We start from the raw sequence: 22,745 nt of genomic DNA, 5'->3' as shown, positions 1-22,745 counted from the left end.
TTACAATTTACTCCCATAACAAAATTCAATCCACGCAAATAAGCAATTGCTTGATTAGGAATAAATTATAAATAAATTAAGTTCATATTGAACTAATTAAAATAACAATGGCAGGAAAAACATTATTTGACAAAGTTTGGGATGCACACGTAGTAGATACGGTGCCTAACGGACCGCAAGTACTTTATATAGACAAACACCTTATTCACGAGGTTACCAGTCCGCAGGCATTCTCAGAATTAGAAGAGCGCGGCATACCTGTAGCACGACCAGACCAGATTGTTGCAACAGCAGATCACAATACTCCTACCGTAGATCAACATTTACCGGTGCGAGATTTGTTATCCCGTAACCAGTTGAAACAGCTCACAGACAATTGTGAGAAACACGGGATTACCCTGTATGGTTTAGGGCACGAGTACAATGGTATTGTGCACGTAATGGCTCCAGAACTTGGAATTACCCAACCGGGAATGACAATGGTTTGTGGGGATAGCCATACCTCTACACACGGTGCATTTGGTACAATCGCATTTGGTATTGGAACCAGCCAGGTAGCTCAGGTTTTTGCCAGCCAGTGTTTATTATTAACAAAACCGAAAAGTTTACGGGTCAATGTAACTGGTAAATTAAAACCGAATGTTTTACCAAAAGATGTTATTTTATATGTAATCTCACAATTAGGAACTAACGCAGGTACAGGTTATTTCTGTGAATATGCCGGAAACGTTTTTGAAGAAATGTCTATGGAAGGTCGTATGACGGTTTGCAACATGAGTATTGAAATGGGTGCTCGTGGTGGAATGATCGCTCCAGACCAGACAACTTTTGATTATGTACAAGGTCGCAAGTTTGCACCTCAAAGCGCAGAATGGGATAAAAAATTAGCCTACTGGAAAACTCTTCCTACAGATGCTGATGCTGTTTTTGATAAAGAATATTCTTTTGACGCAGCAGACATCGAGCCTATGGTGACTTATGGCACAAATCCCGGAATGGGAATCAAAGTAACCGGAAGCATTCCAGATAAGGATGACGTGAATCTGGAAAAGGCTTTGGCATATATGAACTTCAAAAAGGGAGAAAGCCTAATTGATAAGCCTATTAATTATGTGTTTATAGGAAGTTGTACCAATTCTCGAATAGAAGATTTCCGCATTGCGGCAGATTTTGTGAAAGGCAAGCAAAAAGCACCTAATGTAAACGCCTGGTTAGTGCCCGGTTCACAGCAGGTTGCAAAACAATTGGTAGAAGAAGGTCTTGATAAAGTATTTACGGAAGCAGGATTTGCATTGAGACAACCGGGTTGCTCTGCATGTTTAGCGATGAACGATGATAAAATTCCCGAAGGAGAATATTGTGTTTCTACTTCTAACCGAAATTTTGAAGGAAGACAGGGACAGGGTGCTCGTACCATTTTAGCGAGTCCGCTTATGGCAGCGGCCACCGCAGTTGCCGGAAAAATTACAGACATTACCAAACAATTAAATTAAGATGGAAAAGTTTATCAAGCTTACCGATACAGCAGTTCCTTTACCTATAGAGAACATAGATACAGATCAGATTATACCTGCTCGATTTTTAAAGTCTACAGATAAACAAGGTTTTGGAGATAATGTTTTTAGAGATTGGCGTTACGATCATGAAGGCAACAAAAACACTGACTTTGTATTAAATGACCCTACCTACGGCGGTACTATTCTCGTTGCAGGTGACAACTTTGGCTGTGGCTCTAGTAGAGAACATGCAGCATGGGCAATTGCAGGATATGGTTTTAAAGTAGTTATAAGTAGTTTTTTTGCAGATATCTTTAGAGGTAATGCATTAAATAACGGAATTTTACCCATTCAGGTAACTCCAGCATATTTAAAAGAATTGCTTCAAACTATAAAGGATAAACCAGAAACCCAACTCACCATCAATCTGGAAGATCAAATTTTATATTCGCCTGCAGGAGAATTAGAATTTGACATCGATCCTTACAAAAAAGTGTGTATGATTAATGGGTATGATGATATCGATTTTTTAATTAGTAAAAAAGACGCGATAGAAGCTTTTGAACGCGAACAGGCGTATTAAGTTTATTAATTCAATAGATAATAGCATTTTAATAAAGATGTAGTCCTTAAAATAAATCAAAAGGAAATTAACCGTAAACCGCTGGTTAGTTTAATCTGAATTATCGATTAATTTCAATACTTTTATCAATCAAAACACTGACCTACAATAACTAATAGAATAAGGAAGCACAATTTTGCTTCGTTAAATATTTTTAAAACAATCAAACCTCACTTGTTAATGTTACTCGTGAGGTTTTGAAATAAAATACAAATAATGAAATTTAACATCGCAGTTTTAGCCGGAGACGGTATCGGTCCAGAAGTGACAGAACAGGCAATCAAAGCATTAGATGCAATTGCAGATGTATTTGATCACTCCTTTATATATAAAAAAGCATTAGTTGGCGCCTGCGCAATAGATGAAACAGGCAATCCTTTACCCGATGAAACCATCGCAGTTTGTAAAGAAAGCGATGCGGTTCTTTTTGGTGCAATAGGTCATCCTAAATACGACAATGATCCTTCGGCGAAAGTACGACCAGAACAAGGCTTATTAAAACTTAGAAAATCGCTTGGTTTGTTTTGTAACATCAGACCTGTAAAAGCGTTTGAGCGTTTAATTGAAAATTCTCCGCTTAAACGAGAAATCATTTCAGGTACTGATATATCTATTTATCGCGAATTAACCGGAGGAATTTATTTTGGAGAAAAAAACCTTAGTGAAGATGGTCAGGTTGCTACAGATGGTTGTTCCTATTCGGTGGAAGAAATTAGCAGAATTGCGCACCTTGCGTTTAAAGAAGCTCAGAACCGCAGAAAAAAATTAACCCTTGTTGATAAAGCTAACGTTTTAGAAACATCTCGACTATGGCGCAAAACGGTAACCGAGATTGCAAAAGGCTATGCAGATGTAGAGCTTGATTTCTTATTTGTAGATAATGCGGCGATGCAAATGATTTTAAACCCAAGTCAGTTTGATGTAATTCTTACTGAAAATCTATTTGGAGATATCATTTCTGACGAAGCATCAGTAATAGGAGGTTCTATAGGCCTTTTAGCTTCTGCATCAGTAGGAAGCACTGTAGGTATGTTTGAGCCTATTCACGGTTCTTTTCCGCAGGCCACAGGTAAAAATATTGCTAACCCATTAGCTTCTATTTTATCTGCTGCGATGATGTTGCGCCATTTAGGATTGCATAAAGAAGCAGCAGCTATAGAAAATGCTGTTGAAAAATCATTAGAACTAGGAATCACTACCGGTGACATCAACCCTAAAAAACCATTTACAACCACAAAAGTAGGTGACTTTATCGCAGATTTCTTAACCCACCCTGAAGATACGAACCGTAACTTCAAAAATATTCATATGGGACAGAGTACAATTATTTAAAAGAAATTAGACTAGAGATTTTAGATAAGAGATAGAAAAAGCGACCTAATTGAGGTCGCTTTTTCTATTCAAACTACTAATTAGAAATCAAATTATCCTAAAATAAAAAACCGCCCGGGAAATCAACTCCGGGCGGTTTCTGGTTTGTGATGATTATTAATTTAGGGGTTAATCACCACAAACCGCATCAACACTAACTAAATTCTTAATTCCAGCCGCCACCTAGCGCCTGGTACATATGTACATACGCATTCATTTGATCCATCTTTGTTTCTATAAGATCAAAGTTTGATTCTAAAGCATCACGCTGGGTCATTAAAACTTCCATATAATCTGCACGCGCAGAACTAAATAACTTGTTAGAAATATCAATAGAACGGTTTAACGCAGCAACTTCCTGAGCTTTTAAATCATAACTTTTTGCAAGATTGGCCACTTTAGAAAGTTGGTTAGCTACCTCGATATACGCATTGAGTACGGTACGTTCATAATCATACACCGCCTGTACCTGTTTAGCATTTGCGGTCATATACGCCGCCTTAATCTCATTTCTGTTGATTAAAGGCGCAGTTAATTCGCCTGCTATAGTATATAAAAGGGACTCAGGACTGTTTAATAAATACTTAGGATTAAAGGCCTCATAGCCTATTCCGGCACGAATTCCTAACGAGGGATAAAAACGTGCCTTAGCAACTTTTACATCTAATTTAGCTGCAGCAAGAGCCAGTTCTGCCTGTTTAACATCGGTGCGATTTTCTAACAACTGAGCAGGAATTCCGGCTTTTATAGCTTCAGGAACCAGATCAATCAATTTGGTGGTGCTGCGTTCTACTTTCTGCGGAAAACGACCTACCAGAAAATTAATTCGGTTTTCGGTTTCTACAATGCGCTGCTGAATATCAAACTGCAAACTTTTTGTGTGCAATACTTCAGCCTCAAATCGCGAAACAGCAAGGCCAGTTACTCGTGCAGCTTCCTTTTGAAGTTTAATAATCTCAAAAGCATTGTTACGTATCTCAATATTTCGGTTTACTATTTCTAACTGATTGTCTAAAGCCAGTAACTCATAATAGGATTCTGCTAGCTCACCCACGAGTTGCGTAACCATAAAATTTCGACCTTCAACACTAGACAGATAATTAAATACCGCAGCTTTCTTAGCATTACGAAGCTTTCCCCAGATATCTAATTCCCAGCTCGCCTGAAGTCCGAATCTGTAGTTTGGCAACGGCTCGGGAAATTCAACTCCTTCTCTAATTTCAGTATTTGCATCATTAGCTCCCTGACTGGTAAATCTTCCTACTTTTTCGGTTTCACCCGAAGCACCAAAGCCTACAAAAGGCAGGTACTCCCCTTTTTTAGCTTTGATTTCGGCCTTAGAGATAGAAATCTCCTGAAGCATAATGTTCAATTCCTGATTGTTTTGCAATGCAGTATCAATCAAGCTACTTAAATAGGGATCTGTAAAATAGTCTTTCCAGTTAACAAGAGCAGTCTGTGCGGTATCTGCAGTAGCAGCAAATGTTTTAGGAAGTTTAAGTTCTACATCCCGTTCTACCAGAACGGGTGCTTTACAGGCTGAGAACGAGAGTAGTAGAACCACTACTCCCGTATATAATATTTTGGTTTTATTTATCATGGGGCTCATCATCTTTTAGTTTTGAAAAACGGTCTATTTCGTGCACAAATCCTTCAGATAAAGAATGGTCCTCCTCATCTTTAATCAACGTTCTACCATCTGCAAGGGTTGCAAAAATGTAATACAGTCCTGGAATGATGACCACCCCAAATAGGGTTCCGAATAACATTCCACCTAAAGAAGAAGCACCTATGGTACGGTTACCAATAGCACCTGCACCGGTAGCGATAATTAAAGGAATAAGACCTGCAACAAACGCAAATGAAGTCATTAAAATAGGTCTAAAACGTACTCGGGCTCCTTCAATTGCAGCTTCAAAGATGGTGGCTCCCTCACTTCGCTTTAAGACCGCAAACTCTACGATAAGAACGGCGTTTTTACCCAGAAGTCCTACCAGCATTATGAGTCCTATTTGCGCATAAATATCATTCTGAAGCCCCATTAACTGAAGCATTACAAACGATCCTAAAAGTCCTATAGGTATAGAAAAAATTACAGCAAGCGGAATTATAAAACTCTCATACTGCGCCGCAAGTACGAAGTACACGAAGGCGAGAACGATTCCAAAAATATACAGGGCTTCATTACCTCTGCCTGCCTCGTCATAGGACAATCCTTCCCAGGCAATATCATAGCCTTTAGGTAAGGTTGTTGCTGCAACTTCGCGCACGGCTGCAATTGCATCTGCTGTGGTATAACCTTTTGCGGGCTGGCCTTGTATAGCCGCAGAATTGTACATGTTGTAACGCGTTACCTCATTAGGTCCCTGCGTTTTCTTAAGCTTCATAAAAGCTGAATACGGCACCATCTCACCAGTATCATTCTTCACATACAAATTCAAAATATCTGAAGGTAATTTTCTATACTGAGGATCTGATTGTACATACACTTTAAAGAAACGGCCAAACTTGATGAATCCCTGCTCATAGGTACTACCTATCATAATGTTTAAGTTTTCCATAGCCTTACCTATAGAAACCCCTTTTTGCATCGCCAGATCATTATTGATCTCCAGTTCATACTGTGGGTAATTTGCTGCAAAAAAGGTAAACAAACCGGCTAGCTCTTTACGCTTGCCCAACTCATCCATAAAATTTTGATTTACTTTATCAAAATCCTGATAATCGGTCTCTGTTGTTTTATCTAATAAACGCATAGAAAAACCTCCTGAAGATCCAAAACCGGGAATGGCCGGTGGCTCAAAATACTCAATGACTGCCCCCAGGTTTTTAGACTTTTCTTCCAGTTCTTCCATAATCTCGGTTACGGTATGCTCTCTATCTCCCCAAGGTTTTAAGTTTATTAAACAAGTACCTGCGTTAGAACCCCTACCTTCGGTCATAATTTCATAACCCGCTAAAGATGAAACCGACTCTACGCCTTCTACTTCTTCACAAATCTTCTGAAGCTCGAGTGATACTTTATTTGTACGCTCTAATGTTGCGCCCGGCGGAGTTTGAATTATCGCGTAAATTGTCCCTTGATCTTCACTAGGTATAAACCCAGAAGGTAAAATTTGATTTTCAAAAAATATCAATGCACAAACGGCGATAAGAATCCCAAACGTAAGTACACGTCTGCTAACAATAGTTTTAAGCAAGCGTACGTACCTACCGGTAAGCCTGTCAAACCAATTATTAAATCCATCTAACGCTTTTGTAAGAATGTTACCTTTTTTCTCTTTTCCGTGGTTATTTTTAAGGAGCATCGCACATAATACGGGCGTTAGCGTAAGAGCTACCACTGCAGAAATCACAATAGAACTTGCCATGGTAATTGAAAATTGTCTGTAGAACGTTCCTACCGGTCCAGACATAAAGGTAATAGGCAGGAATACCGAAACCATAACAGCGGTAATCGCTATGATCGCTCCCGAAATTTCACCAAGAACCAGTTTAACAGCTTTGTATGGCGTGATATCCGGAAACTCATGAAACTTGGCGTGTACAGCTTCAACCACTACAATAGCATCATCTACCACAATACCTATTGCAAGAACTAATGCAAATAAAGTAACCAGGTTAATTGACATCCCAAACAGCTGAATTACGAAAAATGCACCTACTAAAGAAACCGGAACGGCTATAATAGGGATTAACGTAGAACGCCAGTCACCTAAGAAAATAAATACCACAAAAGCGACTAATAAAAATGCATCTCTAAGCGTATCAATAACTTGCTCTATGGAAGCATCTAAGAAATTAGAAACGTCATAACTAATTTTGTAATCCATTCCCGGAGGGAAATCAGCTTTCATCTCTTCAAGCTTTTCCTTTACCTCATCAATTACATCACTTGCGTTACTCCCGTAGTTTTGTTTTAATACAATTGCGGCAGAAGGATGCCCGTCAAGATTGGAGTAAATATCAAAGAATTCACTACCTAATTCTACTTTACCAATGTCCTTTAAATGAATACTTTCCCCATCTGCATTGGCCCTGATAATTACATTCTCATATTCTTCGGGCTCATTAAATCTACCTTTATAGGTTAAGACATATTCTAAAGATTGCGCAGTAATACCAGAACTCTGTCCCAATCTACCGGGTCTTCCTATAATGCTTTGTTCCTGTAAAGACTCCATCACTTCTTCTACAGAGACATTGTAAGCACGCATACGCTCAGGGTTTAACCACACGCGCATAGCGTATCTGCGACTCCCTAGTATTTGAGAACGTGCAACACCTTTAAGACGGTTGATCTCGGGTATCATCTTTACATCGGCATAATTGTACAGAAATTTCTCATCCATACTTTTATCCTTTGAATAGAGGTTTACGTACATCAACATACTGGGTTGAACCGGTGTAATCACCACACCTTCCCGTTGTACTAACTCCGGTAAGAGCGGCATAACCTGGTCTACCCGGGTTTTAACGCGCACTACGGCATCGTTAGGGTCAACTCCCGGTTCAAATATGATACGTAGTGTTGCTTCACCGGCACTGGTCGCGTCGGTAGCCATATAACGCATATCTTCTACACCGTTAATGGCATTTTCAAGTGTAATTAAGGTTGATTTCACCAATACATCTGCACTGGCACCGGGGTACGCGATAAAGATGTTTACGGTAGTAGGTGCTATCTGTGGAAACTGCGAAATAGGCAGCTGCTTGATTGCAAGCGAACCTATAAACAAGATAATAATCGAAATTACTATCGCAAAAACGGGTCTTTTTATAAATTGACTAAACATGTTTTTTCTGTTTTATGATTTGATTACTCTGCATACAAATCAAGATTAGAAATCACAGACTTAGCGTCTTTAACCTCGTACTCTATTTTATCATTCTCCCGTACCATACGCAGACCTTCTAGTAGAATTTTATCATCTTCAGATAAGCCTTTTGAAACCACATAAAGATGAGGCATCTCATTTGCTATGGTAATCTCACGAGATTTTACGCGATTGTCTTTGTCAATTACATAAACATATTTCTTGTCAAGAACTTCAAAAGTGGCTTTCTGCGGAATTAATAATGCACCTGTAATAGGTATAGTGACATGAACATTACCAGTCTCTCCGTGTCGTAATAATCCTTCTGGATTAGGAAATGTTGCTCTAAAAGGAATGTTACCGGTCTCGTTATTAAAATCTGCTTCAATAGTTTCAACAACACCGGGGTGTTGAAAGTATTTATTGTTAGCCATAAGTAAGTTTACCTGTGGCTTGTCTGCAGTTTTTAGATTTGACTGATAATCGAGATATTCTGCTTCGGGCACATTATAATACACCCACATAGTGGCGTTATCAGATAAGTTTGTGAGCAACTCACCTTCATCTACAAGGCTTCCCAAGCGCACGTGAAAACGGTCTACAATACCGTCAAAAGGAGCTCGTATTTGCGTGAAGCCCAGATGTACGTTAGCGAGTGACAATTCTGCATTAGCCTTATCCATCTTAGCCTTTGTCATTGCCAGTTCGTTTTTAGAAACAACATCGCTATCTGCGAGTAACTTAGTGTTCTCGTATTCTATTTTGGCAACTTCAGCTTCAGCTTTTGATTTTTGAACTTCAGCTTCATAGATTCTGGGTAGAATTTGAAACAGCAATTGTCCTTCCTTTACAAATTGTCCTTCATCTACGTATATTTTCTGAAGGTAGCCGCGTTCCTGGGCGCGTAATTCTATGTGGCGACTTGATTGAATTTGTGACACGTAGTCTTTTGTGAGAATCGTGTCTTTACGAATGGGGTTTGTAACTAAGAATTTTACTTCTTCTTCTTTTTCGTGGTGTTCTGACTTACAGCTTACATGGAACAATAGTGCCCCAAAGCCTAACATCATGAGCATTCTTTTCATGGTGATTTTCTTTACAAATAGTTAGATTAATGTGGGTGTTTTCCTGAACAGGAAAGACACAGATATTCTGCTTAGTTTTTGAACTAAATCCGTTGAGATCAATAAACAGAATAAGCGATTAGCCTATGGATATACAGGCTGAAAGAAGTTAAATCAAAGTCTGAAAACCTGAAAAAGAAGGTATGACTTAACAGAAGCACGAACAGGAGTGATCGTTTCTGAATCTAAATAATTGTATTTGTAGGTATAAAAATGCTTGATTACAGTAGCCGGAAGGCCAAAGAAAGGAATACTGGCAATGTGCTTTTCTTTTGAGAATGTATTACTCTCTTCAATCTCAAATTCTGCAACCGTAATTTCAGGTGCGGTACCCGGCCAGTTAAAATCAATGTGGTGCTGATCCTGAGATTTCAGTATAAAATCTTCAAATGAGGATTGAAAATCAGCTGTGTTTGTATCTGCTTGACAAGCAGCAACACCAGATAGATTTACAAAACCCGTAAAAAGTATAATAAAAAATGAAAGCAGAAACTTCATATATCTTTTTCGGAAAAGCTGAGCAAATGTAAAATAAGACCCACGTAACCACAAAATTTGAAGCTATAATTTTCGTAGAAAATAGGTCATTGCGCAATATTTAGAAAAACAGAGATTTAACCTGTTTTCTAATAGCAATACCACATTTATTGAGACATTTAATTAAAAAATTAGCATAAAAATTATTTCTCCTGCCGCTCTCATTTCTGAAAAATTTATAAAAATTGAAAAATTAATGCTTCTTAAACAGTGTTCTGTTTAAAATGTCTTCTTTATTAAACTCGGTTGAATCAAAAAAAGAGAAATTCTTTTAACTAATATCTAAAGCGGTAGAAACTTTGCGCATTTTCTCCTTAATCTCAGCAAATCCCGGATTATGAATACTTCCCAAATGGGTATGTTTTCTACCTTCATCTGGTTTATAGGTTCCGGCCTGCACCTCTCCTCCTACTGTTTTATACGCCTCACGAAAAGATTTACCTTCTACAACAAGATTATTAATACTGTCTACTGTAAATATATATTTGTATTTATCTTCAGTAAGATCTATGTCTTTCACTACGATTTGAGCAATGCTGTACTCAAAAATTTCAAGAATATCTTTAATATTTTCAATCGCATTGATGGTGTTTTCCTTTAGCAATTGATAATCTCTGTGGTAACCACTAGGCAGGTTATTGGTAATTAAAATCATCTCGGTACTCAAGGCCTGAATTTTATTACACTTACCACGAATCAATTCAAAAACATCAGGATTTTTTTTGTGGGGCATAATACTGCTGCCCGTTGTTAATTGTTCCGGGAAGCTTATAAATCCAAAATTTTGACTCATATACAAACAGATATCCATCGCAAAGCGAGAGAGCGTGTTTGCAAGACTTCCTAAAGTAGAAGCTAGCGTACGTTCACTTTTACCTCGAGACATTTGTGCGGCTACTACATTAAATTTTAAGGTGGCAAAACCCATCTCTTTGGTCGTAAGATTTCGGTCTATAGGAAACGAACTTCCATAACCTGCTGCAGATCCTAACGGATTCTGATCTACAATTTGCAGTGTTGCATTGAGTAAAGTAAGATCGTCTATTAATAATTCTGCATACGCAGAAAACCACAACCCAAAACTACTGGGCATAGCTACCTGTAAATGGGTATACCCGGGAAGTAACTTGTGCTGATGCTTTTCGGCAAGTTTCATCAAGGTATCAAAAAGCGAAACAGTGCGCACCCGTATTTGCTGTAACTGATCTTTGTAATACAGATGTAATGCTACCAGAACCTGATCATTTCGGGAACGTGCAGTGTGTACTTTTTTACCGGTTTCGCCTAAAATAAGAGTTAATTCTGCTTCTATCTTACTATGAATATCTTCATATTCTGGCTCAATAAAAAAATCTGGATTCTGTGTATGAGCCTCAAGAATTTCTAATTGCGGTAACAAACTTTCTAATTCGTTAGCAGTAATAATGCCTACTTTTTGAAGCATAATCACGTGAGCACGTGTTGCCTGTACATCATATTTTGCAATATGCGTATCTATCTCACGATCATTACCTACCGTAAATTTGATGATTTTGTCATCTATGTTTGCACCTTTATCCCAAAGTTTCATTGTCCTCCCCTGACCCCTCCAAAGAAGGGAACCTTTATTTGTACTTTTAATCGCAAAGCGATTAAATAATATATTAATTAAACGTGTTATTTTCCCCTTATCAATTTCCCCTTCGGGGATTAGGGACTTACAGTATACTTTTAAGCAAATCTATGTAAATCTGAATACCTTCTTCAATTTCCTGTACATAAATAAACTCATTAGCGCTATGTGAACGTGTGCTGTCTCCCGGACCTAATTTTAGAGACGGACACGTCAAAACTGCCTGATCACTTAGTGTAGGAGAACCATATGTACTTCTACCCAACGCGATACCAGCTTTTACCAGATCGTGATCTTTAGGAATAGAAGATGAGTTTAAACGCAAACTACGCGCTACAATAGAATCACAAGGAGCTCTATCTTTTAGTAACTGAGCAATTTCCTGGTTGCTATATTGATCATTTACACGTACATCTACCACAAGATCAACATCTGCAGGCACCGCATTGTGCTGTTTCCCGCCATTAATCTGTGTAACGGTCATTTTAACTTCTCCTAAAGCTTCAGAAACTTTTTCAAACTTAAAATCGTGAAACCACTGCAATACCGGAATACAGTTGTAAATGGCATTATTATCATTAGGGTGTGCAGCGTGAGATGGTTTTCCTAATACTTTAGCATCAAAAACAACCAAACCTTTTTCTGCAATTGCTAGATTCATTAAGGTAGGCTCTCCCACTATAGCCACATCAATATGCGGTATTACCTCAAGCATACTGTTTAAACCGTTAGGACCGCTGCTTTCTTCCTCACCACTCGCTACGATAACCAGGTTGTATTTGGGGTTTTCGTGAGCATAGAAATACGTAAAGGTTGCTATTAAAGAAACCAAACAACCGCCCGCATCATTACTTCCTAAACCATATAATTTACCATCTTCAATATCTGGCGAGTACGGGTCGCGTGTATAGCCATTATTAGGTTGAACCGTGTCGTGATGACTATTTAACAGTAATGTGGTTTTACCTTCTTCAAAGTTTTTATTAGTTGCCCAAATATTATTTGCCTGACGGCGAAAGGGTATCTCATGTGCCTTAAACCAATTTTCAATAAAAGCCGCGGTACCTTCTTCTTCTGAAGAAAAAGATTGCGTAGAAATCAAATTCTTTAATAATTCTAGCGCCTCTTGCGTAAGTTTTTCTATGTTCATTACAGTCTTAAGGTTGTAAAATTAGTAGTGGTATTTTGAAGCATTTGCGGTTTTCCCAGTTGAACTTTGCTTACTCCGTTTTTTAGAGCGTAAAAACAATTTTCTAACTTCGGAAGCATCCCGTCTGCGATAACCTGATCTTTTAGTAATTCTGAATATTTAGAAGTATCTATTTCCTTTACCACTGAAGTCTCATCATTTATATCTAACAACACGCCAGCTTTCTCAAAGCAATAATTGAGCTTTACCTCATATTCTTTTGAAAGACCAATTGCGAGTTCGCACGCAATCGTATCTGCATTGGTATTAAGTAACTGTCCTTTACCATCGTGCGTAATTGCACAAAACACTGGAGTAATATCTAGACTCAATAATTTATCTATCAATTCTGAATTTACGCCTACAACATCACCCACAAAGCCAAAATCAACGTCTTTAACCGGCCGTTTTATAGAACGTATACTATTACCGTCTGCTCCTGAAAAACCAATGGCATTGCAGTTTCTGGCTTGCAAACCGGCAACAATAGATTTATTAACCTTACCCCCATAAACCATTGTAATTATTTCTACGGTTTCGGCATCAGTAATTCTTCTGCCGTTAGTCATTTTAACCGGTATTCCTAACCGTTCTGCTAATTGACTCGCCAATTTTCCGCCACCGTGAACTAAAATTTTTGGTGCTGATAAAGCTGCAAAAGCATCTAAAAAAGCCTGAAGATCTTCTTCTTTTTCGATAATGTTTCCGCCTACTTTAACAATATTCAGGTTTTTCATAACTTAAGTTTAATTCAGATTTTCTAAAATCTTTTTCAAAACAACCTGAGCGGAATATGTGCGGTTATTGGCCTGCTCAATGACCACAGAATTTTTTCCATCTAAAACACCATCTGTAACAATAACATTACGCCTCACCGGCAGGCAATGCATAAATTTAGCCTCGCCTAGTTTTTCTTCTGTAATGGTCCAGCTACTGTGAGAATCTGTGGTCGCAAGAACTTTTCCGTAGTTCTCATAATTACTCCAGTTTTTCACATAGACAAAATCTGCATCTTTTAAAGCTGCATCCTGATCGTATTCTACCGTAGAATCTTTTATAACAGCATCACTCAATTCATAACCTTTAGGATGTGTTATGGTAAAATCTACATCCATTTTTTGCATCATTCCTATAAACGAGTTTGCCACTGCATGCGGCAAAGCTTTAGGATGTGGAGCCCAACTTAAAACGACTTTTGGTTTCTTTTTCTGTGACAATTCGGTAATGGTAATCGCGTCTGCAAGTGCCTGTAGCGGGTGTGCCGTAGCACTTTCCATATTTACAACAGGCACAGATGCATACTTTACAAAATTAGAAATCACATACTCTGACTCATCTTTAGCTTTATCGGTAAGCGTAGGAAAAGCACGTACCGCTATTATATCGCCATATTGCGAGATTACCTGTGCAGCTTCCTTAATATGCTCTGAGGTATCTGTATTCATAACAGTGCCATCCTCAAACTCAAGCTTCCATGCATCACTATTAAAATTCATCACCGTGACATCCATTCCTAAATTACAAGCTGCTTTTTCGGTACTCAAACGCGTACGTAAGCTTGAATTAAAAAATAGCATTACCAGGCGCTTACGCTTACCCAATTGCTCATAAGAATACGGATTATTTTTAAGTTCGCGCGCTTGCGCAATAAGTTCCTGTAGATCTGTAATGTCGTCTAAACTGGTGTATTTTTTCATTAGTTGATTCCTGTCAAAATGGATTTAGCAGCCGAAATCTCTGCGTTATTTATAATTATAATTTTTCTAATTCTATTTTTAGTGCATCAAAAAACTGATCAATATGCTCATTCTGCACGGTAAGTGGCGGAAGAATACGTATCAGATTTTTATTTTTTGCACTTCCTGTAAAAATATGCTGATCGTAAATAAGCTTTTTACGCAACGTTGCGGTGTCAAAATCAAATTCAAGACCCAGCATTAAACCGCGGCCTTTCACTCCTTTTATCTGTGGAATATCTAAGGTTTTTGCCTTAAAGTGATCAGAAACACGCAGAGCATGTTCCATAAGTTTTTCTTCTTCTAAAACATCAAGTACGGTTAAAGCTGCGACACAAGCCAGATGATTGCCTCCAAAAGTGGTTCCCAGCATCCCATATTCTGCTTTAATCGTAGGATGAATTAAAATCCCTCCTACCGGGAAGCCATTACCCATACCTTTTGCCATCGAGATTAACTCTGGCTCCACATTGTATTCCTGAAATGCAAAAAATCTTCCCGTACGTCCAAAACCGGCCTGTACTTCATCTGCAATTAAGATCGTCCCGGTCTGCTTACAAAGCTTATCAACGCCTTCATAAAATTCTTTAGTGCTGATGTCTAAACCACCTACACCCTGAATAAATTCTACAATCACGGCACAAACATCGCCCTTAGCTAATACACCGGCTAGTGCGTCAAGATCTCCCAGAGGTAAAAATTCTACCTCCTGTTGTGCATTTATAGGAGCGACAATTTTTGGGTTATCAGTCGCTGCAACAGCCGCAGAAGTTCTACCGTGGAAACTGTTGTTAAACGCAACAACCTTTTTTCTGCCGGTTACAAATGATGCCATTTTAAGTGCATTCTCATTAGCTTCAGCACCACTGCTACACATAAAGAGCTGGTAACCGGGACAATTAGCTTGATTAGGCAAACGCTCTCCTAAAGCCTCTTGCAACGGGTTGTGCACCGCATTGCTGTAAAAACCTATATCACCTAGCTGTTTAGTTAAATTATCAACATATTTAGGATGCGAGTGACCTATAGATATCACAGCATGACCGCCATATAAATCTAAGTATTTTGTAGGTTTTGCATCGTAAACCCATACATCCTGCGCCTTTACAGGCGCTACATCGTATAAGGGGTAAACATCAAATAAACTCATTATTTTTGATCGGTTTTAATCACATTAATTTTATTAAAAGAAGCTACCATTCCTTGTATTAAAGACGAACTCAAACCTTTATGTTCCATCTCGTTTAGTCCTTCTATGGTACAACCCTTAGGCGTAGTTACACGGTCTATCTCTTCCTCGGGATGATTACCCGATTCTATAAGCAGTTTTGAAGCACCATTACATGTGTGCATTGCAAGCTCCTGTGCTTCTTTTGCATCAAAACCTAATTGAATAGCCGCTTGCGTAGTTGCTCGTATTAAACGCATCCAGAATGCTATACCACTTGCACAAACCACTGTCGCTGCCTGCATTTGAGTTTCAGGAATTATTAGACTGTTTCCTAATCGGTTAAAAATCGCTTCAGCAATTTTTATACGCTTCATCCCTTTTTCATTACTGGCTAAACACGTCATAGAAGCACCTACAGCTATAGCAGTATTGGGCATCGCTCGTATGATAAATTGATCTGTACCCACAATTGCTTCAATCTGTGAAATCTGATATCCTGTAATTGTAGAAATCAATACATGCTTATCGGTAAGTTCTCCTTTAATATCGTTTAAAATAGCACTCAATTGAGCCGGCTGAACTGCAAATATGATAATATCTGATTTCTGTACAGCTTCAATATTATTTGAAGTTACATACACATTCTTGTATTCTGCATATGATTCTATCCCAACCGGATTCCGGCGAGTCATGTATAACGAGGTAATGGCGTTATTTGTAATAAGACCTTTAGCTATAGCCAGCCCAAGGTTTCCGGTTCCTATAATTGCTATTTTCATAATTCTCACCCCCAACCCCTCTCCAAGAGAGAGGGGAGTTGGATTTATTTTTTTATTATTTTTTGCATTTCCGCAAAGGCGGAAATTTATTCTGTGCTCGCATCGCCAAACCTATTCCGGCAAGAGAAGAGAGAAATTCTATTAGAAATAACTACCTTTTAAATTAAGACCTTCAGTTTGCGGAAGTCCAAAAATAAGATTCATATTTTCTACTGCCTGCCCTGAAGCTCCTTTTAAAAGATTGTCTATACAGCTCGTAATTAGCAATTGATTTCCCTGTTTGTGTAGATGAATCAGACATTTATTTGTGTTCACCACCTGTTTCATATGCACATCTACATCAGAAATAAATGTGAAAGGTGCATCAGCATAATAATCTTGATACACTTTTTTAATCCCATCTAAATCACCATCAAATCTAGTATATGCAGTAGCAAAAATTCCTCTTGAAAAATTACCTCGGTTGGGCAAAAAGAAAATCTCATTATCAAAATTAGATTGTAACTGTGATACCGTCTGATTAATTTCACCCATATGTTGATGGGTAAAAGGCTTATAGTATGAGAAGTTATTATCTCTCCACGTGTAATGTGTAGTTGCAGAAAGTGAGGTCCCTGCGCCAGTCGCTCCCGTTACCGCGTTAACATGAATATCTGCTGTAATCTTTTTGGCATCAGCGAGCGGCAATAAGGCCAGTTGAATTGCTGTTGCAAAGCAACCCGGATTTGCAATAGATCCTGCTTGTTTAATACTGTCTCTATTTAATTCTGTTAAGCCGTATATAAATTCCCGCCCTTGAAATTCTGCATCTGGTTTTAGGCGAAAATCGTTACTTAGATCAATTATAATAGTACGCTCTTCAAAAACATGCGTATCTAAAAATGTTTTTGAATTACCGTGACCCAAACACAGAAAAACCACATCAACCGAAAAATCAACTGCATCAGCAAATCGCAGTGCTGTGCTGCCTAATAAATCCTGATGTACATCGCTAAGGAGATTGCCTGCGTTTGAGGTGCTGTAAACAAAACTCAGTTCAACTTGTGAGTGATTTAGCAAAATACGCAGCAGTTCGCCTGCCGTATATCCCGCTCCACCTACGATTCCTGCTTTGATCATGAGTTTCCGTTTACGTGATTGTAAATCTTGTTTTGGTTACCTGTAATTTTTATAAAACCTTTAGCGTCATCAGCAGTCCATCCTTTATTCATTTCGCCATAAGCTCCAAACGATGCATTCATCAAATCGTGATCAGACTTAATACCTTCTAGCGTGAAACGATATGGATGTAAGGTTACATATACTTCACCACTAACATTTTTTTGACTGTCTTCTAAAAACGCTTCTATATTACGCATCGCCGGGTCCAGATATTGACCTTCATGCAAATGCATACCATAAAAGTTAGCCAGATAATCTTTGTGCTGCATTTGCCATTTTGTTAGCGTATGCTTTTCTAATAAATGGTGTGCTTTTATAATAATTACCGGTGCTGCGGCTTCAAAACCTACTCGACCTTTAATCCCTATAATAGTATCTCCCACGTGAATATCACGACCTATACCAAAGGGAGCTGCCAGCTTTTGCAGTAATTCTATATTCTCTACTGCTCCTGCAGACTTACCATTTACAGCGGTTAATTCTCCTTTTGTAAAGGTTAAGGTTACCTGCTCTGCTTCTGTTTTTTCTACTTGTGAAGGGAATGCAGATTCCGGAAGTCCCTGGTGTGATGTCAGGGTTTCGCTTCCTCCTACACTGGTCCCCCAAAGACCACGGTTTACTGAATATTTAGCCTTTTCCCAGGCCATTTCAATACCATGACTTTTTAAGTAATCTATCTCTGCCTGTCTAGAAAGTTGCAGGTCTCGTATAGGCGTTATGATCTCAATTTCTGGAGCTAATGTCTGAAAAATCATATCAAAACGCACCTGATCGTTACCGGCACCGGTACTCCCGTGAGCAACATATTGCGCATCTATAGATTTGGCATAATTGATAATTTCAACTGCCTGAATAATACGTTCAGCACTTACCGAAAGAGGGTAGGTATTATTCTTTAAAACATTACCATAGATAAGGTTTTTAACTACTTTATCGTAAAAACGATCTACAGCCTGAATATTCTTATAGGATTTAGCTCCTATTTTTAGAGCTTTAGATTCAATTTCATCTATTTCTTCCTGGCTAAAACCGCCGGTATTTATACTTACGGCGTGAACTTCAAAGCCTTTTTCTTCGGAAAGGTATTTTGCGCAATAACTGGTGTCGAGACCGCCACTGTAGGCGAGAACTAATTTTTTCATGCTTAACTTTTTTGTCTTATATGCTATTGAAGCATTCTAAGCTTTTAATCTTGTTTTTTTTTATCTTTCTTGAGAAACAAATGTTCTTTAATACTTTTTAAACGTGTAAAAGCCTTAGGATTCATTTCTTTCTTTACTTCGGGTTCTGCCGCCTTCTTTTTTTCCTCTTTTACAGGATCGTACAACATCCCTGTACATAAGCACATTTTTTGCTCAGTACGTTGCAGAATATCATAATTGCGACATGTTTGACACCCTTTCCAGAAGGTAGGATCATCTGTAAGTTCAGAGAATGTAACTGGTCTATATCCTAAATCTGAATTGATTTTCATCACAGCAAGACCTGTAGTAATACCAAAAACTTTAGCATCAGGATATTTAAATCGGGAATGCTTAAAAATGGCTTCTTTAATTTGTCTGGCAAGACCGCTGCCTCTGTAATCAGGGTGTACGATAAGACCGCTATTGGCAACAAATTTACCGTGACCCCAGGCTTCTATATAACAGAAACCTGCAAATTTATCACCATCAAGTGCAATAACGGCATTTCCGTTTTCCATCTTAGTGATTACATACTCAGGTGTACGTTTTGCAATACCGGTACCGCGAACTTTTGCTGATTCTGCGATGGTATCGCATATGTATTGTGCATATCCCGCATGGGATTTATTTGCAATAATAATTTCCATATTCTTTTGAATTGGAAGTTAGAAAAAAAGTGAAATTGAAATTGAAGACGGAACCGGACTCACCTAAGTTCCCAAGAAAACTACACCCACTAGGGGCGGCGACGCTCATAACGGCGTACAGGAATGGTAACCAATGTAGTGTGGGTTTCAACCGGGTATAATGATAAAAGCACAGTTTTTACTGCTTGCTTTACTTCATTTATATGTTGATGTATTCCTTTCATTTGTTATGCTAAAGTACAAAGTAGATTTAAATGACAGACCATTTTATCTGGTAAATGTCAAATAAATCTACTTTTTTATGATTTCTTCAAGTTTCAGATAAAAAATAAATTTTCACTGCTGTATTTTTAACTAAACTACCATTTATTAGCTATTATAACAAGTAATCGGTACTTACAAAATTAGACTTCTTCGTATCTAATAACTCGTTTAAGATCGCATTATTGTAGTCATTATCTTTTGAAGCTACAAATGTACGTATTGAAAAGGAGCGCAATGCATCATGAACACTTAACGTACCTACCGCAGAATCTTTTCTACCCGTGAAAGGATATACATCTGGACCTCGCTGACATGAGCTATTTAAATTAACACGACACACTAAATTTACCAGCGTATCTATTAAGGGTGCCAGGGCTTTTACATCTTTACCAAACAAACTTACCTGCTGCCCGTAATTTGATTCTGCCATATCATCAAGAGGTTCGTCTATATGCTTAAAGGTAAGCACAGGAACTACAGGACCAAATTGCTCCTCTTTATATACCTGCATTTCTTTAGTTACCGGAAACAAAACTGCAGGCCAAATGAAATTCTCAGAATGTTCGCCACCTTTTTCATTTAAGATAGAAGCTCCTTTAGCTATAGCATCATCTATTAATTCCTGAATATATGCCGGTTTAGAAGGTTCTGGTAAGGGTGTTAATTTCACACCATCTTCCCAGGGTAAGCCAAACTTTAACGCATCTACAGCTTCTGCATACTTGCGATTAAACGTCTCTGCAATATTTTCGTGAACATAAATAACTTTTAATGCCGTACAACGTTGCCCGTTAAAAGATAATGTACCCGCAATACACTCTACTACTGCCAGATCTAAATCTGCATCTGGTAATACAATGGCCGGGTTTTTAGCTTCAAGACCTAAAACCAGTCTCAAACGGTTTTGCTTGGGATGTAACTTTTGCAAAGCATTTGCAGAAGAACTGTGGCCTATAAGTGCCAGCACATCTATTTTTCCGGTTTCCATTGCTGGAGAGGCAATCTCTCTACCTCTACCAAAAACTACATTTACAACACCGGCAGGAAAACTTTCCTGAAATGCTTCTAGTAACGGAGCTATTAGTAAAACACCGTGTTTAGCAGGTTTAAAAACTGCTGTATTCCCCATAATTAAAGCGGGAATTAGCAAACAGAAAGTTTCGTTAAGGGGATAGTTATAAGGGCCCAGACATAATACAACTCCTAATGGACCGCGGCGTATGTGAGCGTGAATACCATCGTGCTTATAGAATTTTGCACTATCGCGATCCATATCTTTATAATCTGCGATGGTATCATTTATATACTCAACAGTACGATCAAATTCTTTCTGGCTGTCTGGATAATTTTTACAAATCTCCCACATCAAAAGTTTAACAATAAGCTCGCGCTTAGTTTTCATTTTTTCTACGAAAGTTTCCATACACTTAATACGGTCTGCAACTTTCATTGTAGGCCACAACCCCTGTCCTCTATCATAGGCTTTATGAGCCGCATCAACTGCCAGTAGTGCTTCAGCTTTACCCAGATTAGGTGTTGATCCCAGTCGGGTAGGCTTTCGTTCTCCGCCAGTTTCGGTATGAATACTTGAGAACACATCGGCAGTTTTACCTTCCCAATTTAAAAGCTTTCCGTCTATCAAATAGGTTTTCTGCTCTATGGGTGCTACTTTAAATTGTTCTGGTATTTCTGTAGTAAGTTGTTTCATGGCTCGTTTTATGTGTTCTGAATTGGTATTAGCTGAATGCAAAAAATCGCATAATCAAATAAGGAATTCAAATAAATCAGGTTTGTCATTTAAATACTCTCCGAAGAACTTTCTGCTCTTCATACGAGCAATAAGTGGGTTTAAGCTCGCAGGATCTTTTATTTCGATACCTACAACTGCCGGCCCATCTTCCCGGCTGGTTTTTTTCTTATATTCAAAAAAGGTTATATCGTCGTCTGGCCCTAGTATTTCATTTAAAAATTCACGCAAAGCACCTGCACGCTGCGGAAACCGAATTATGAAATAATGCTTTAATCCCCTGTAAAGCAAGGCGCGCTCTTTAATCTCGGCAGTTCTGGTAATATCGTTGTTGCTTCCGCTAACGATGCACACCACATTTTTGCCTTTAATCTCGTCTGCAAATTGATCGAGAACTGCGAGTGTAAGTGCACCTGCCGGCTCAACAACAATTGCATCTTTATTGTATAAATCTAAAATAGTCTGGCAAACCTTACCTTCAGGAACGGTTACCATTTGATGTAAATATTCTTTACAAATCGCAAAATTGCGATCACCTACGCGCTGTACCGCTGCACCGTCAACAAACTTTTCGATTAAAGAAAGGGTCGTATTTTCCTGATTAAAAATAGAAGTTGTCATTGATGGTGCGCCTTCGGGCTCTACCCCAATCACTTTTGTATTTGGAGACAACAGGTGAAAAACAGTACTCAGACCTGAAGCTAAACCACCTCCACCTACCGGTACAAATACATAATCAATCTCTTCAGATGCTTGTTCTATTATTTCTAATCCTACAGTCGCCTGCCCTTCTATTATTTTCTCATCATCAAATGGATGTACAAAGATTTTACCCAGCGCATCACAATCAATTTTTGCTGCTTTGTAGGCATCGTCAAAGGTGTCACCGGTTAATACAATAGTCGCATAATCCCCACCAAACATTTTTACCTGTTCTGTTTTCTGATTAGGTGTAGGCGCAGGCATAAAAATGGTGCCGTTAATCTTAAGCTTGGCACACGCATAAGCAACACCCTGAGCGTGATTACCTGCACTGGCACAAACAATACCTTTATCCCGATCTTCTTGAGATAACGAACTTATTTTATTGAATGCTCCTCTAATTTTATACGAGCGTACCTGCTGCAAATCTTCTCTTTTTAAAAGAATATTTGCACCTAAACTACGTGAATAGCTTAAGCTAGGTAGCAAAGGAGTTAAGGCTGCAACGCCTTTTAAGGTATCTGCAGCCTTTTTTACATTTTCTAAATCTGGAAAATATGTGATTTTTAAGTCGCTCAAAATTGGA

General features: G+C 38.5%; 19 protein-coding genes. 3 read left to right on the top strand and 16 right to left on the bottom strand.

Annotated features, from left to right (window positions below):
• Nucleotides 1-107: 107 nt before the first annotated feature.
• The 3 genes from leuC (at nucleotide 108) to leuB (ending at nucleotide 3,450) form a co-directional block, all read left to right on the top strand.
• Nucleotides 108-1,493, top strand: a complete 1,386-nt coding sequence (leuC, locus tag ACEN25_RS01040; RefSeq protein ID WP_441801242.1) for a 3-isopropylmalate dehydratase large subunit — start codon at nucleotides 108-110, stop codon at nucleotides 1,491-1,493.
• Between the two features lies 1 nt (nucleotide 1,494).
• A complete protein-coding gene (leuD, locus tag ACEN25_RS01035) occupies nucleotides 1,495-2,079 on the top strand; it encodes a 3-isopropylmalate dehydratase small subunit (protein ID WP_441801241.1) in 585 nt (194 codons plus the stop codon).
• 255 nt (nucleotides 2,080-2,334) lie between these two features.
• Nucleotides 2,335-3,450, top strand: coding sequence for a 3-isopropylmalate dehydrogenase (gene leuB, locus ACEN25_RS01030; protein ID WP_441801240.1), 1,116 nt, complete (start codon nucleotides 2,335-2,337; stop codon nucleotides 3,448-3,450).
• A gap of 205 nt (nucleotides 3,451-3,655) precedes the next feature.
• Here leuB and ACEN25_RS01025 read toward each other — a convergent pair whose 3' ends face one another.
• The 16 genes from ACEN25_RS01025 to ilvA form a co-directional block, all read right to left on the bottom strand.
• A complete protein-coding gene (locus ACEN25_RS01025) occupies nucleotides 3,656-5,089 on the bottom strand; it encodes a TolC family protein (protein ID WP_441801239.1) in 1,434 nt (477 codons plus the stop codon).
• Entirely contained in the window at nucleotides 5,079-8,285 is a 3,207-nt protein-coding gene (locus ACEN25_RS01020; RefSeq protein ID WP_441801238.1) for an efflux RND transporter permease subunit, read from the bottom strand. Before ACEN25_RS01020 ends, ACEN25_RS01025 begins: the two co-directional genes overlap by 11 nt.
• Before the next feature lie 23 nt (nucleotides 8,286-8,308).
• Nucleotides 8,309-9,391 (bottom strand): efflux RND transporter periplasmic adaptor subunit, encoded by a 1,083-nt coding sequence (locus tag ACEN25_RS01015; protein ID WP_441801237.1) that lies wholly within the window; start codon nucleotides 9,389-9,391, stop codon nucleotides 8,309-8,311.
• Nucleotides 9,392-9,544: 153 nt separating this feature from the next.
• A complete protein-coding gene (locus ACEN25_RS01010; protein WP_441801236.1) occupies nucleotides 9,545-9,928 on the bottom strand; it encodes a hypothetical protein in 384 nt (127 codons plus the stop codon).
• 310 nt (nucleotides 9,929-10,238) lie between these two features.
• Nucleotides 10,239-11,537 carry an argininosuccinate lyase gene (gene argH / locus ACEN25_RS01005; protein WP_441801235.1) on the bottom strand — a complete coding sequence of 433 codons (1,299 nt, stop codon included), beginning with the start codon at nucleotides 11,535-11,537 and terminating at the stop codon, nucleotides 10,239-10,241.
• 127 nt (nucleotides 11,538-11,664) lie between these two features.
• A complete protein-coding gene (locus ACEN25_RS01000; RefSeq protein ID WP_028375753.1) occupies nucleotides 11,665-12,729 on the bottom strand; it encodes a M20/M25/M40 family metallo-hydrolase in 1,065 nt (354 codons plus the stop codon).
• Nucleotides 12,729-13,505, bottom strand: coding sequence for an acetylglutamate kinase (gene argB, locus ACEN25_RS00995; RefSeq protein ID WP_441801234.1), 777 nt, complete (start codon nucleotides 13,503-13,505; stop codon nucleotides 12,729-12,731). Before argB ends, ACEN25_RS01000 begins: the two co-directional genes overlap by 1 nt.
• 9 nt (nucleotides 13,506-13,514) lie before the next feature.
• The gene (locus ACEN25_RS00990) at nucleotides 13,515-14,465 is read right to left on the bottom strand and encodes an N-acetylornithine carbamoyltransferase (protein WP_441801233.1); all 951 of its coding nucleotides are present in this window, start codon (nucleotides 14,463-14,465) and stop codon (nucleotides 13,515-13,517) included.
• Between the two features lie 55 nt (nucleotides 14,466-14,520).
• Nucleotides 14,521-15,654 (bottom strand): aspartate aminotransferase family protein, encoded by a 1,134-nt coding sequence (locus ACEN25_RS00985; protein ID WP_441801232.1) that lies wholly within the window; start codon nucleotides 15,652-15,654, stop codon nucleotides 14,521-14,523.
• Entirely contained in the window at nucleotides 15,654-16,454 is an 801-nt protein-coding gene (gene proC, locus ACEN25_RS00980; protein WP_441801231.1) for a pyrroline-5-carboxylate reductase, read from the bottom strand. Before proC ends, ACEN25_RS00985 begins: the two co-directional genes overlap by 1 nt.
• A gap of 141 nt (nucleotides 16,455-16,595) precedes the next feature.
• Nucleotides 16,596-17,573 (bottom strand): N-acetyl-gamma-glutamyl-phosphate reductase, encoded by a 978-nt coding sequence (argC, locus tag ACEN25_RS00975; RefSeq protein ID WP_441801230.1) that lies wholly within the window; start codon nucleotides 17,571-17,573, stop codon nucleotides 16,596-16,598.
• Entirely contained in the window at nucleotides 17,570-18,757 is a 1,188-nt protein-coding gene (gene argG / locus ACEN25_RS00970) for an argininosuccinate synthase (protein WP_441801229.1), read from the bottom strand. Before argG ends, argC begins: the two co-directional genes overlap by 4 nt.
• Nucleotides 18,758-18,801: 44 nt before the next feature.
• Nucleotides 18,802-19,446, bottom strand: coding sequence for a GNAT family N-acetyltransferase (locus ACEN25_RS00965; protein ID WP_441801228.1), 645 nt, complete (start codon nucleotides 19,444-19,446; stop codon nucleotides 18,802-18,804).
• A gap of 89 nt (nucleotides 19,447-19,535) precedes the next feature.
• Complete coding sequence (locus ACEN25_RS00960; protein ID WP_262490358.1) at nucleotides 19,536-19,670, bottom strand: hypothetical protein; 135 nt, start codon at nucleotides 19,668-19,670, stop codon at nucleotides 19,536-19,538.
• A gap of 152 nt (nucleotides 19,671-19,822) precedes the next feature.
• Complete coding sequence (locus tag ACEN25_RS00955) at nucleotides 19,823-21,418, bottom strand: NADP-dependent glyceraldehyde-3-phosphate dehydrogenase (RefSeq protein WP_441801227.1); 1,596 nt, start codon at nucleotides 21,416-21,418, stop codon at nucleotides 19,823-19,825.
• 54 nt (nucleotides 21,419-21,472) lie between these two features.
• Nucleotides 21,473-22,738 (bottom strand): threonine ammonia-lyase IlvA, encoded by a 1,266-nt coding sequence (ilvA, locus tag ACEN25_RS00950; protein WP_441801226.1) that lies wholly within the window; start codon nucleotides 22,736-22,738, stop codon nucleotides 21,473-21,475.
• Nucleotides 22,739-22,745: the final 7 nt, after the last annotated feature.

This window comes from Leeuwenhoekiella sp. W20_SRS_FM14 (assembly GCF_052119605.1).
GTDB lineage: Bacteria > Bacteroidota > Bacteroidia > Flavobacteriales > Flavobacteriaceae > Leeuwenhoekiella.
The sequence above is the reverse complement of the archived record's forward strand: the minus strand, read 5'-3'. Positions and strand labels throughout refer to the sequence as shown.

What these genes read in the sequence shown, in the direction of transcription:
- ACEN25_RS00955 (WP_441801227.1), bottom strand. Translation starts at nt 21,418, where the DNA reads ATGAAACAACTTACTACAGAAATACCAGAACAATTTAAAGTAGCACCC.
- ACEN25_RS00965 (WP_441801228.1), bottom strand. Translation starts at nt 19,446, where the DNA reads ATGGAAATTATTATTGCAAATAAATCCCATGCGGGATATGCACAATAC.
- ACEN25_RS01015 (WP_441801237.1), bottom strand. Translation starts at nt 9,391, where the DNA reads ATGAAAAGAATGCTCATGATGTTAGGCTTTGGGGCACTATTGTTCCAT.
- proC (WP_441801231.1), bottom strand. Translation starts at nt 16,454, where the DNA reads ATGAAAATAGCAATTATAGGAACCGGAAACCTTGGGCTGGCTATAGCT.
- argC (WP_441801230.1), bottom strand. Translation starts at nt 17,573, where the DNA reads ATGATCAAAGCAGGAATCGTAGGTGGAGCGGGATATACGGCAGGCGAA.
- ACEN25_RS00985 (WP_441801232.1), bottom strand. Translation starts at nt 15,654, where the DNA reads ATGAGTTTATTTGATGTTTACCCCTTATACGATGTAGCGCCTGTAAAG.
- leuD (WP_441801241.1), top strand. Translation starts at nt 1,495, where the DNA reads ATGGAAAAGTTTATCAAGCTTACCGATACAGCAGTTCCTTTACCTATA.
- ACEN25_RS00990 (WP_441801233.1), bottom strand. Translation starts at nt 14,465, where the DNA reads ATGAAAAAATACACCAGTTTAGACGACATTACAGATCTACAGGAACTT.
- ACEN25_RS01010 (WP_441801236.1), bottom strand. Translation starts at nt 9,928, where the DNA reads ATGAAGTTTCTGCTTTCATTTTTTATTATACTTTTTACGGGTTTTGTA.
- ACEN25_RS00960 (WP_262490358.1), bottom strand. Translation starts at nt 19,670, where the DNA reads ATGAAAGGAATACATCAACATATAAATGAAGTAAAGCAAGCAGTAAAA.
- leuB (WP_441801240.1), top strand. Translation starts at nt 2,335, where the DNA reads ATGAAATTTAACATCGCAGTTTTAGCCGGAGACGGTATCGGTCCAGAA.
- ACEN25_RS01020 (WP_441801238.1), bottom strand. Translation starts at nt 8,285, where the DNA reads ATGTTTAGTCAATTTATAAAAAGACCCGTTTTTGCGATAGTAATTTCG.
- ACEN25_RS01025 (WP_441801239.1), bottom strand. Translation starts at nt 5,089, where the DNA reads ATGATAAATAAAACCAAAATATTATATACGGGAGTAGTGGTTCTACTA.
- leuC (WP_441801242.1), top strand. Translation starts at nt 108, where the DNA reads ATGGCAGGAAAAACATTATTTGACAAAGTTTGGGATGCACACGTAGTA.
- argG (WP_441801229.1), bottom strand. Translation starts at nt 18,757, where the DNA reads ATGAAAAAATTAGTTCTCGCCTACAGTGGCGGTCTCGACACCAGTTAT.
- ACEN25_RS01000 (WP_028375753.1), bottom strand. Translation starts at nt 12,729, where the DNA reads ATGAACATAGAAAAACTTACGCAAGAGGCGCTAGAATTATTAAAGAAT.
- argB (WP_441801234.1), bottom strand. Translation starts at nt 13,505, where the DNA reads ATGAAAAACCTGAATATTGTTAAAGTAGGCGGAAACATTATCGAAAAA.
- argH (WP_441801235.1), bottom strand. Translation starts at nt 11,537, where the DNA reads ATGAAACTTTGGGATAAAGGTGCAAACATAGATGACAAAATCATCAAA.